15 protein-coding genes are annotated in these 11122 nt (G+C 48.4%); 9 read left to right on the top strand and 6 right to left on the bottom strand.

The genetic code is table 11. From position 1 onward, the window contains the following. Positions 1 to 32: 32 nt before the first annotated feature. Entirely contained in the window at positions 33 to 305 is a 273-nt protein-coding gene (locus tag SPM24T3_RS15735; protein ID WP_009637778.1) for a hypothetical protein, read from the bottom strand. Positions 306 to 515: 210 nt separating this feature from the next. Between SPM24T3_RS15735 and SPM24T3_RS15740 the strand changes: the two genes are divergently transcribed. Both SPM24T3_RS15740 and deoR read left to right on the top strand, forming a co-directional pair. Continuing rightward, a complete protein-coding gene (locus tag SPM24T3_RS15740; protein WP_009637779.1) occupies positions 516 to 1169 on the top strand; it encodes a metallophosphoesterase in 654 nt (217 codons plus the stop codon). Positions 1170 to 1230: 61 nt separating this feature from the next. Continuing rightward, positions 1231 to 1998, top strand: coding sequence for a DNA-binding transcriptional repressor DeoR (gene deoR, locus SPM24T3_RS15745; protein ID WP_009637780.1), 768 nt, complete (start codon positions 1231 to 1233; stop codon positions 1996 to 1998). 6 nt (positions 1999 to 2004) lie between these two features. Here deoR and SPM24T3_RS15750 read toward each other — a convergent pair whose 3' ends face one another. Next, positions 2005 to 2475: a GyrI-like domain-containing protein gene (locus tag SPM24T3_RS15750; protein ID WP_237713089.1), complete on the bottom strand. Its 471-nt coding sequence runs from the start codon at positions 2473 to 2475 to the stop codon at positions 2005 to 2007. Positions 2476 to 2644: 169 nt separating this feature from the next. Here SPM24T3_RS15750 and SPM24T3_RS15755 point away from each other — a divergent pair, with 169 nt between their 5' ends. The 3 genes from SPM24T3_RS15755 (at position 2645) to SPM24T3_RS15765 (ending at position 3870) form a co-directional block, all read left to right on the top strand. After that, positions 2645 to 3148 carry a YlaC family protein gene (locus SPM24T3_RS15755; protein WP_009637782.1) on the top strand — a complete coding sequence of 168 codons (504 nt, stop codon included), beginning with the start codon at positions 2645 to 2647 and terminating at the stop codon, positions 3146 to 3148. Between the two features lie 132 nt (positions 3149 to 3280). Beyond that, positions 3281 to 3559: a hypothetical protein gene (locus tag SPM24T3_RS15760; RefSeq protein WP_037378850.1), complete on the top strand. Its 279-nt coding sequence runs from the start codon at positions 3281 to 3283 to the stop codon at positions 3557 to 3559. 50 nt (positions 3560 to 3609) lie between these two features. Then, on the top strand, positions 3610 to 3870 hold the full coding sequence (locus SPM24T3_RS15765; RefSeq protein WP_009637784.1) for a hypothetical protein: 261 nt from the start codon (positions 3610 to 3612) through the stop codon (positions 3868 to 3870). Positions 3871 to 3935: 65 nt separating this feature from the next. Here SPM24T3_RS15765 and SPM24T3_RS15770 read toward each other — a convergent pair whose 3' ends face one another. Beyond that, positions 3936 to 4148, bottom strand: a complete 213-nt coding sequence (locus SPM24T3_RS15770; protein ID WP_009637785.1) for a YccJ family protein — start codon at positions 4146 to 4148, stop codon at positions 3936 to 3938. Between the two features lie 256 nt (positions 4149 to 4404). Here SPM24T3_RS15770 and SPM24T3_RS26055 point away from each other — a divergent pair, with 256 nt between their 5' ends. Both SPM24T3_RS26055 and SPM24T3_RS15775 read left to right on the top strand, forming a co-directional pair. Further along, complete coding sequence (locus SPM24T3_RS26055; protein ID WP_009637786.1) at positions 4405 to 4536, top strand: hypothetical protein; 132 nt, start codon at positions 4405 to 4407, stop codon at positions 4534 to 4536. A gap of 319 nt (positions 4537 to 4855) precedes the next feature. Next, positions 4856 to 5209, top strand: a complete 354-nt coding sequence (locus tag SPM24T3_RS15775) for a DUF2502 domain-containing protein (protein WP_009637787.1) — start codon at positions 4856 to 4858, stop codon at positions 5207 to 5209. Positions 5210 to 5361: 152 nt separating this feature from the next. On the opposite strand, the gene SPM24T3_RS15780 is transcribed toward SPM24T3_RS15775, so the two are convergent. Beyond that, positions 5362 to 5808 carry a universal stress protein gene (locus tag SPM24T3_RS15780; RefSeq protein WP_009637788.1) on the bottom strand — a complete coding sequence of 149 codons (447 nt, stop codon included), beginning with the start codon at positions 5806 to 5808 and terminating at the stop codon, positions 5362 to 5364. A gap of 67 nt (positions 5809 to 5875) precedes the next feature. Continuing rightward, a complete protein-coding gene (locus tag SPM24T3_RS15785) occupies positions 5876 to 6655 on the bottom strand; it encodes an IclR family transcriptional regulator (protein WP_009637789.1) in 780 nt (259 codons plus the stop codon). Positions 6656 to 6900: 245 nt separating this feature from the next. On the opposite strand from SPM24T3_RS15785, the gene SPM24T3_RS15790 reads away from it, so the two are divergent. Together SPM24T3_RS15790 and SPM24T3_RS15795 are read left to right on the top strand one after the other, a co-directional pair. Beyond that, a complete protein-coding gene (locus SPM24T3_RS15790; protein ID WP_037378822.1) occupies positions 6901 to 8523 on the top strand; it encodes an MFS transporter in 1623 nt (540 codons plus the stop codon). Positions 8524 to 8577: 54 nt separating this feature from the next. Beyond that, a complete protein-coding gene (locus SPM24T3_RS15795; RefSeq protein ID WP_009637791.1) occupies positions 8578 to 9612 on the top strand; it encodes an HlyD family secretion protein in 1035 nt (344 codons plus the stop codon). Between the two features lie 91 nt (positions 9613 to 9703). Here the strand turns inward: SPM24T3_RS15795 and mdoC are convergent, their stop codons facing one another. Then, complete coding sequence (mdoC, locus tag SPM24T3_RS15800; RefSeq protein ID WP_050956173.1) at positions 9704 to 10891, bottom strand: glucans biosynthesis protein MdoC; 1188 nt, start codon at positions 10889 to 10891, stop codon at positions 9704 to 9706. Positions 10892 to 11122 lie beyond the last annotated feature (231 nt).

The raw sequence follows: 11122 nt of genomic DNA on the forward strand, positions 1-11122 counted from the left end.
AAATAAAACAGCCCCGAAGGGCGTTTATAGGGCTAGAAATCGCCCGCGGGTTCAGGATTACTTATTGCCTTGAGTGATAGAGGCAAATGGTAATTTGGCTGGCTTGAGAAGAAGGCTTGCAGAGCAACGCGCTTGCTTCGATCAACGGAAATTTCTTGCACGGTTTTGCGGAAAATACTGTAGCGTCCGCAGGTGGTGCAGGTTACGTTAACCACTTTTTCAGTCAGGTTGAGTGAAGTCTTGGTTTTGGTTGTACTTTGGCATAATGGACACTCGTCAGGAGTGTTAACTGCGGTGGAGCTCATAAAACCTCCGTTTTTATTTGGGCCAGCAGGTAGTATAGCGCAAAAAGCGGTCAAGACCTTAATGCTAATTGATTAAAAGACGATCTGTTTTTTTAAATGCTCAAGGACTGGGCATAATCAATGGTTTACACGACTTATTTTCATTCGTTGTAACAAAGCTCAAAGTAAGAATAAAGTAATGTTAAGAAACCGAAGAGGATATCTAACATTATGGCACTTACCCAACATATTGATAGTAGTAAGTATCGCAAAGTTTTTGTGGTTGGCGATCTTCACGGCTGCCTGACTCAGCTGAATCTGGCGCTGGAGTCACAGGCATTTTCTGCGCGGGAAGATCTGCTGATTTCGGTAGGCGATCTTATCGATCGCGGTGAAGACAGTATCGGATGTCTTGAGCTGATTGAGAAACCGTGGTTTGCCTGTGTCAGAGGCAATCATGAGCAAATGGCAATCGATGCGCTGCAAGGTCGTAATGTAGACCGCTGGCTGAGAAACGGCGGCGACTGGTTTTTTAAACTGCCGCCAGCGTTGGAAGCGCGCGCTCGGGAGCTCATCATTCAGGCCGCAAACTTGCCACACATGATTGAAATCACTACAGACGATGGACAGTTCACCGTCGTCGCCCACGCCGATTATCCGCTGAACACTTATATAAGTGGGCAACCCGTTGATGACTACGCCGTAATATGGAATCGCGAACGGATAACCGAGTCTGCTGCAGGTAATTTATCGACTATTGCGGGAGCGCAGCGATTTTATTTCGGCCACACTCCAGTAGAAGAAATCAAGAAATATGCTAATCAGTATTATATCGATACGGGCGCGGTATTTGGCGGACATCTCACGTTACTACAAATTCAGTGATATTATTGAGTTAATCAGAAACAAGGCGGTACTGAATTTTATCTCCCGAGAATAATAGATCATGGAAAACAAGCGTGAAGATCGGCTACAAAGATTGCTGCTGGCCTTGAAAAAAAGTGACAAGATCCACCTTAAAGATGCGGCATTGCTGCTTGATGTGTCGGAAATGACTGTTCGCCGTGACCTCAATGGGGCGGCAACTCCGTTAATTCTACTCGGCGGTTACATTGTTATTGATCCGAAAAACAGTCCGGCAACGCACTATTTTGTCAGCGAGCAGAAATCTCGTCAGGTGGCTGAAAAGCAGCATTTGGGAAAACTGGCCGCGCAGTTAATCAATGATGATGACCTGGTGTTCTTTGATTGCGGAACCACCACGCCCTATATTATTGAGCAAATTCCTGACGAGCTTGTATTTAGTGCCATTTGTTATTCGCTTAATACTTTCTTGGCTTTGCAGGATAAACCTAACTGTGAAGTCATGATGTGTGGGGGAAAGTATCGAGCCAGTAACAGCGTCTTTATTCCTTTTGGGCACAACAACAATGAGCTGAGCAATACTTTGCCGGATAAGGCTTTTATTTCCGCTGCGGGAATTAGCCTGGAGTATGGTGTCAGCTGTTTTAATTTCGATGAGCTGATCATGAAACACCCTGCAATGCAACGTTCGCGCGAGAAAATTCTCGTGGCCGATAGCAGCAAGTTTGGACAGGTTCGCCCGGCTTCTATCGCGCCTTTGAATGAATTTACCGCGCTGGTGACGGATTCCGCACCGCTGCCAGCATATATCGATTATTGCCGGCAGTCGGGTATCAGGCTTCTCTATTAATAAGTCTTAGCGCATGGCGGAAATTTTCTCGACCGACTGGTAGAAGACCACTTCAAATACTCCGGTTTGTCGGCCATCGCTGAGATACTGTTCATAGCATACTCGGCCATCAGGGCGGTAGCCGCTGTTGGCGAGATGAATACTATAGAAATCATTCCAGGCCTGAGCAAAATTGTCGTCATCGACAGTGGTATGAAATGCTGCATAAGTCCCGGCAGGCAAGGTTTGTAGCGTAATTCCCTCACTGTGATTATCCAGCTTGAAATCCTCATTTACGCTGACCGATGGGTCGGCGCGGCAGGCTTCGGGTGGGGTGGTATTCGGGTTATCCCAAAATATTGTCAGCCATTCTCCCTCCGAGAGTTCGTTCGCCTCGGCCCAGGGTGTCAGGGTTGAGAATCCCTGCTTGATGGTAGTTTCATAAGGTCCGACCACGCGGTGGCTGGCGACAACTTTTGCAGGTTTTTCCAGGATCATAAATGCCACAATATATTCCTCATCTTCAGTGAGTTAAGTGATAACTGCGATTAATCCTATAACAGATAGACAAATAAACCGTGCGAACTGCTCTACGTTATATAACAGTCAGCGTGATAAAATCAGGCTATCAAATTGCAGTATAGCCCTGACTGTAGTGAGGTTTTCAATGGATGTCGTTAAAAGTATTCTGAATAGTGAAATAGAGCGCATTAATCGTACCGAAGGCCGTGATGGCAAACCGCGTATTAACAATGAATTCTTTATTCATCACCCGTGGCTGTGTCTGGCAATGTTTGTCGGTTATATCGCAGTGGGTGTTGTCATGTATGCTTCGCCTTATATGGGGCTGGGCTGGTTTGCCGGTTTCACCCTATTTCTGGTATTTATGGCCGCGATGCTGCTGCTGGAAATCAAGCCTACCTATCGTTATGAAGATATCGGCGTGCTGGATCTTCGCGTTTGCTATAACGGGGAATGGTTTTTCAGCCGTGAAATTTCTTCGCAAGCAGTGGATACCCTACTGCAAAGCACGGTCGTAGACAGCAGATTCAAATCCCACGTCAAAAGTATTGTGCAAAACAAAGGTGCGATAGACTTCTATGATGTTTACGATCTGGACAGGCAATATCAATCTCATGTGCCTGCTTCACAAAGTTCAAAAATCGCCTGATAAAAAGAGCGACAAGTTTCATTTCTGCTCTGACTCTTCTGCGGCGGCTCTGTTAAACTGATGGTTAAGTACTATGCAATGAAATGTACGCAAAGAAATGATAAAATGTTCTTTGCAAGCTCAGGAGCCGTCGTGGAACGTATCAAACTTTCTATTCATCATCTGCATAAACTCGTTGCTGGCGAAAAAGTCGCGGCTAATGCGACAGCCAGGATTTATGCGGGGGATCAACTCATTGTCGTCGAAGAAATGCAGGGCCAAACGGCCTGGTATGATCGCTACATTCAGGCGAAAGACGATAATGGACAGCCTTTGCGAGTCGAATGGGACTGTGACGGGGACGCCAGCATGGACGTTTCTCGTGTCGAAGTCTGTTCTTGCTGCGGCGGCGATGAGAGTTTGCACGGTTAAGCGTTTTCGCCCTGTACCGATAGCGCGAGTAAATTGTTTAGGAGCGAGTAATGAAATTTCTGAATAATGAATTTGAGTATCGTACCTGGATTATCCAGGAAATTTTCCAGGCATCAGTTGTCGGTGAACCGTCTGACTTTGCCGACCAGGAAATTGATGATTTTATCTTTGACGCGCGCCCCGTGGCGTATCCATGCATCGCCGTGATGATTCAGACCCCTGGGCAGCCGGGCGTTTGCGAACCTCGCTTTGTCTATAAAGAGCAGGTTTTCGAGTGGGCACATCAGATGGGATTTGGCTTCGACAGCTAAGCCCTGGAATAATCCAGGGCCTGACAGCTTTATCAAGCACGTTAATTTTCACTGACGTTGCTTAATCAGACGTTTTTACGATCTATCTTCTCTTCGCCCCAAAACAGATAGTCTTCTTTGGTTTTGGCAAAAGCGACAGGCAAGACTTCATCATTGCCTTCTTCCCAGATTTTCTGGGCCAGTACCTCGTCATTATCCGCCAATTCGAAAATAGCCTCAGCAATCTCGTGAGAGGTTTCGCGGACGTTGGCCCAAGCTTTTATATTTGAACTTGTCATACCTTTCTCCTTTGTTTTGGCACTCCTTAACTATGGGTGCTGGTTCGGAGAGACGCAAATTTGAATGGCTAACTGTTGTGCAATCGCGGCTGTACTAGAGATGCGAGCGTGCTATCACGCTTTTCGACAGCACAGATTAATGGTATCTGTTCCGCGCTGTCGTTTATACTTATCAAACACTGTTTGCCAGGCGCTGAACGTCAGGGAGGCAGTATAATGATTAAAAACACGCGGTGTTTAAAACAAGGTGATAACGATGAGTGACGATATTTTTGATTTTGATATAGATGCTGCGCTGGAAACTGCTGAAGAGAAAGCCGCCGAAAAAGCGTCTGCCTTACCGGAAGTTTTGGAAGATGAAGCAGACTGCGAAAGCTGCAAAATCTGATTCAGCATCTATTAAGATAAAATTTAAAGAACCGCTTCGGCGGTTTTTTTGTGGGCTTAAACTGCCAATTTTTCTTTTCAAGCACTTTTTTAAAAATAATTTCCAGAAAAATTTAGAGGATTAAATATCCAATTTATTAAGCAGGGTGTTAATTTTTTCTTTGGCGCCATAGCCTTACGTATTCGTAACAATTGCAACTGCACTGAAGCAACTGTAAGGAAATTGTGAGCCGCCGGTAAATGGGATAAATTCCTATAGAACAGCTAGATAGCCAGAGTAAACTCACTCCCATCAGATCGGATAGATCCTGGAGTGTAATATGAAAAAAATAATGTTGATGCTCGCCGTGGTTTCCGCCTTGTCAGGCATCCCGGCAATAGCACATGCAAATGTCTCGGTCGGGGTTAATGTTCCTGGCTTATCACTGAATATTGGTTCCCGCGATCATCGTGGTTATTACTGGGATGGCGGTTACTGGCGTCCACCGGGCTGGTGGGCAGAACATCGTTATTATGGCGGTCGTTGGGTTTATTATCGCCCTGGTCCGCCGCCGCCGCCACGTGGTTACTACTGGCGTGAAGGTCCACCACATTGGCACGGTGGCCCACCTCCGGGCAGATGGCATGAAGGCCCGGGAAGATGGCATGATGGTCCACCTCCGGTTCGCTGGTAACAGCTATAACCCGTAGGCTAATTAAATTATTGATTAATAAAGATTTTTAGTACAGGGTTGGCGCTGGCTATGCGAAGGCATCCCCAACGTCAATTCTGTACTTCTTTATAAATCGAGATCGGCAGATCTTTGTAAAGCCATAGAATAAAGCGTTAGTTACCACGAACTTCTACCAATACCGGGCAGTGCGCATTGGCCACTACCTCGGCACTCACCGAACCGCTAAACATTCTGCCAAATGCCGTTAAATGGCGATGTCCCATGATAATCACCGACGCATTTTTACTTTTCGCTTCCTCGACCAACGTTTCCCCAGCCGATCCTATTACCAGATTTCCCTGAGCCTTAATGCCTGCTTCAGACAGTTTGCGCAAAGCGTTGGTTACCACAGCTGTGGCCATATCCTGCTCGGCCGTGGCGGCGGGGTACTCAATAACGTCCGCTGGCTGTTCTTGCTTATTGGCAAATGCGTAAGATTCATCGATACAACAGGTGACATACACAGTCGGTGAGCCGTATTGAGCAACCTGACTGGCCAGCGCGAGCACCTGTGGCATTTGCGATGAACCGTCCACCGCCACGATAATCACATCAAACATAGCCTGTTCCTTTTTTCAGGGATATAAAGACCAAATGAGTTGGTTGTTTATAAATGCGTTATTGAAGTTACTTAGCGCTATTTAGTCGGCCAATTTCGCCGATCAGCGACTCTTTGCAGCGCAAGATGGCCTGCTCGACTTTTTGCTGCCTGGAGCCGAAGCGCTCGGTGGGCATCAAAACAGAAATAGAATAGTGCCCAAGAATAGTTTCAATCGCGGTCGACATGGTCGAAACGCCCAACACGGTTTCGCCACTTTCCATTGAGATGCCAGTGGACCTGACCTGTTCAATCTTGGTCAGTAACGTGCTGATATCTTTGACCGTATTTTTGGTAGCAGGCTCCAGCGTTTCACCCACCAGCTGGCGTATTTCTTGATTGCTTTTCATCGAGAGCAGGGCGCGCCCGGCAGAGGTGCTATAAATGGGCAAGTTGAGACCAAATTTGGGCACAACGCGCAGCTCACGCTCGGCGACAATGTAATGAATGTTGGAGATTTGCCTGCCGCTGGCGCGGCCTAACGAGACGGTTTCTTCGGTTTCATTACACAGCTGTTGCAAGTAGGGCGAGGCAATAGCGATGACGTCGGTGTGAATGGTGGAAACCAGACGCAGTAACATTGGCCCCAGCCGCACGCCTCCAGCCCCTTCGGTACGAACCATGCCTTCTTCTGCCAGCGCGGCGACAATTCGTTGCACCGTTGAGCGCGGTAACTGTACCTCATTGGCAATTGCGCCCAGGCTCAAACCCTCAGGATGACTGCCTAACGCGTTCAGGATAGCGGCCGCGCGGGAGATGACCTGTATTCCACCGCTGCGTTCTTCGTCCGCTAAAATTTCATTATTCATTGCATCAATCCTTCTAAATTTTCGCTTCCCTGCCTCGATTATACCCTATCAATGGAGTGCCAGTGTGTACTTAAAACCGTCAAAAACCACATTGCAATACACTGCACCGTATTATAGTATCTCGTCAGTGTATCGTATAGTGATGCACTGCATCATTTAAATAATTAACAAATCATTGCGATTACTGTCTTTCAACCACTGGTATAAAAATGATTATTAACGCCGTTGAGCTGAATAAATAATATATGAATCAGCAAACTACACCTGTCAGTTCCCCAAGCGTGCCTGCCGCACCACCTCCCCCAGCGCCACAGCCTTTTACCTTAAGGCTGGTTATTGGAATGATCGGGGTCCTTATAGCCTCGATGTTTTCTGGACTCAATGATCGAGTGACTGACATCGCATTGGACGATGTACAGGGCGCGCTCAATATCAGCAGTGATCCTGGTAGTTGGGCAATCGGTGCTTATCAGGCTGCTGAGGTTGCCGCCATGATGCTGGCTCCCTGGTTTGCGATGACCTTTTCTCTACGACGATTTGCCATTGGCGTTTCGCTGGGCTTTTCACTGGTCGCTGCGGTGCTGCCTTATTCGCCGAATATCGACACTTTTATAGCCCTACGCGTAATACAGGGGATTTTTGGTGGTGCATTGCCGCCGTTGTTGATGACCGTTGCGCTGCGATTCTTGCCGCCAAAGTTCAAGCTCTACGGCCTCAGCGCCTATGTGCTTACCGCGACTTTTGGCCCGAATGTTGCCACCACGCTGGCGGCATTCTGGACTGATGTTGTCGGCTGGCGGTGGGTATTCTGGCAGGTAATCCCGCCATGTTTGCTGGCGGCCACGCTGATCGGCTACGGCATTCCTCAAGATCCTTCCCGTTTTGAGCGATTCAGGCAGATTGACATCGTGGGCATGCTAACCGGCACCAGCGGTATCGCCTTGATGGTGTTGGTTCTGCAACAGGGCGAGAGGCTCGACTGGCTGAATTCACCGCTGATTGTGATGATGTTGCTGTCGTCGATTGCGCTACTGCTGGTCTTCTTTATCAATGAATGGTCACACCCGCTGCCGCTGTTCAAATTGCAGATGCTGAAACGGCATAACTTGAGTCACGGCTTGTTGACGCTGGGCGGATTAATGGTGCTGGTGCTTTCCGGCTCGGCACTGCCATCGAGTTATATGGAAAGCGTGCAGGGTTTCCGCGCGGTGCAGGTCGGCCCATTGGCGCTGACGATTGGTCTGCCACAGCTGATCATTGCTCCACTAGTGGCGGCGGTATTGAATATTCGCTGGGTAGACAGCCGCGCGATCCTGATTATTGGTCTGGCGCTGATTGGCATCTCCTGTTACGGCGGCAGCCATATCACTGAGGGATGGGCCAGACAGAATTTTTACTGTTTGCAGGCGATGCAGGCTTTTGGTCAGCCGATGGCGATTTTACCTGTACTGATGGGCGCCACAGGCGTAGTGCAACCGCCAGAAGGGCCTTTTGCCTCGGCGATGTTCAACACGGTTCGCGGGTTTAGCAGCGTAATGGGCTCCGCGCTGGTTGGAGAATTCTCCAGTAAACGCGAGCAGTTTCACTCTAATGTGCTGTTAAATCATGCCGGTAGCGTTAACTCACTGCTTTCCCAGCCTTATGACGGCGATGGAACCTTTCTGGCACCGCTGAATCCAGACGGATCCGCGGTTTCAACCGAGGCGTTAAGCGCATTTTCATCGTTGGTTAAACGACAGGCCACAATTTTGGGAATCTCAGACAGTTATCTGATGATTATCGGCATTGCGATTGCGTTGGCACTGTTAACCATTTTTTTGCCTAAACGCACTTATTCGCCGCAGTCGCTGGTCAAGAAACCAGACTAACTACGCCATTTTTGCTTAAAGACTATCAATAAGAAAATCGAGAGAACAAGAACCATGTCAAAGACATCTTCAATCAAACCTGTATGGCTGGCAGTGGTCGCCATCATTATTTTACTGGCCATCGTTGGCTGGTATCTGATTTCCGGGCAGACATCGCCAACCACCAATGATGCCGTGATATCCGCCGACTCCACGCTGGTCGCCCCGCGAATTTCCGGCACCATCCAGTCTGTGCTGGTTGAGGATAATCAAACGGTGAAGGCGGGGCAGCTGCTGGCCAAGATTGACGATCGAGATTACGTTAACGCGGTACTAACAGCCCAGGCGGCGTTGGAAACGGCGCAGGCGCAGATGCAAAGTCTGGTTGCACAAGTGGCCAAACAAGGGCCGACGATCGAACAGGCACGGGCAGTGGTCAATGCCGATGCGGCGGGTCTGGTTTATGCTCGCAAGAGCGCCGAGCGTTATAAAGCGTTGTCGGCCAGTGGTTCAACCTCGCTGGATCTGCGTGATGACTCAGATGCCAACTATCGCCAAAAACTGGCTTCGCAACAGAGTGACATGGCGGCGGTGCAGGCTGCAGAGAGGCAACTGGATGTCTTGAAAGCCGAGCAGTCGCAGGCCAAGGCGGCTATTGATTCTGCGCAAACGGCATTGCAGCAGGCACGGCTCAACCTGTGCTATACCGATATCAAGGCCCCGATTGATGGGGTGGTGGGGGTCCGTTCAGTGCGTGTCGGGGCTTATGTCAGCGCGGGTACTCGTGTTCTGGCGGTGGTGCCGGTGCGCGAGGCCTATGTGGTCGCCCACTATCTGGAAACTCAGTTGGCTCATGTTCAGCCACATCAAACGGTGAGCATCAAAGTCGATGCTGTTCCGGATGTGACCTTCAAGGGTACGGTAGACAGCATCGCGCCAGCAACCGGCGTGACGTTCTCGCCTATCACCCCGGATAATGCGACCGGCAACTACACCAAGGTCACGCAGCGTCTCGAAGTCAAAATTCTGCTCGATGCCAATCAGCAGGATTTGTCGCGCCTGAGAGTCGGCATGTCAGTGGTGCCAACGATTGATATTCATAGCCGCTAGCTTGTAACGAAGAAAACTGATTTATCGGGAAGGGAAGAGCGGCACTGCGCGGCGGTTCAACCCTTCCGCCACGCAGTGCCTGTCATCTTGATTAACTCTGCTGCTGGTTGCCCGCAGTAACGGGTTTGTCGTCTTTATCTTCTTTCATAAACTGCCATTTGCCTGAGAACAGGAAGCGCAGCAATGGAATGCGTTTGTGCACCTCATAAAGGAAGAAGGCGATACCAAACACAAACACCAGCCCCAACCAGAAGCCCAACCAGTCACTTTTGATCAGCGGAGTAATAAACGCGCCATAAATCAACGTTAAAGGGTGGTGAATCAGGTAAACAAACAGCGATGCATTAACCAGGTAAGTGACGAACGGCGACTGGAAGTTCAGCACGTAATGGCTGAACGAGAACACCACGTTGACCATCAGAATGCCCAGCAGGCTGGTAATAATTGCATCCAGCTCCATCGAATAAAGCTCTGGCGTATTTACATGCTGGTTAATCATGTAAGCGGCGAACAGCAAGATACAAACCGCACAGGCAGGAACCGAGGGTTTAAGGAACATGCTTTTTAAGCTGGCAAATTTATAGGTACAGGCACCAATAAAGAAGAACGGCAGATAAAAAAGCGTCTGCATCACAATAAAGTTAAATGCACCGTTACCTAACAATTCAGGGGCAAAAAGATACAGGCTGCGATTAAACGCCGCGTATATTAATCCGAAAAATAAAAATAATATTGAGACTTTTCCTAATGAGTCAGCCTCGCGAATTATTTTAATAATCCGATTATTCTTATTTTCTTTTAATGCCCGGAATAAATAGAAGGAGATGGCGGTTAATATAACCAGAGTTAGCAGGAACCATAAATGGGCTACCAATTCCCAAACGGTGATATTAAGTTTCTGGTACAAATCCATCGTTCCCCAGTTGGCGAACTTGTCTGTAAAGAAGTACAGGAAGAACAACTGCGGGATAGTAATCAGCGGGAACGCCGCGGCCAGCGGGATGGCGACACGCTCTAGCCGCACCTTGAGCCACTTGTGGCGCTCGTAGCGCTCGTACAGCATGTAGGAGAAGTAGCCTGAAATGACAAAGAAAACCTGCATGCGAAAGGCATGAATAGTATCGTTTAATATTGTCAGACCATCAGAGGGCGTCGCGCTGTTTACGGCCCAAATATGACTGGAATAAATCAACGATATATGAAATGGAATACCGAGCAGCATTAAGTATGCTCGTATGGAGTCCAAAAAGAACTCACGTGGTTGAGTTTGTGGTTTCATAATGATCCATTTTAGCAAAATATCCGTTGACCACCGCTTGTTTTCTTATCAATTTACTCATTAATAAGAACTGTCTGCTTTTTGTAAAGCGACAACAGTAGCGGGCCGCAACCCTACTATAGACTCAGACAAGTTTCCATAGCGGGACTTTCTCCGAATTGATATCCTTGTACAACTATGTGCTTAAACGGTTCATCAACGTGATGATCCATTCACCTCTCAGTTGTCGGA

The organism is Serratia sp. M24T3 (assembly GCF_000257645.1).
Taxonomy (GTDB): Bacteria; Pseudomonadota; Gammaproteobacteria; order Enterobacterales; family Enterobacteriaceae; genus Rouxiella.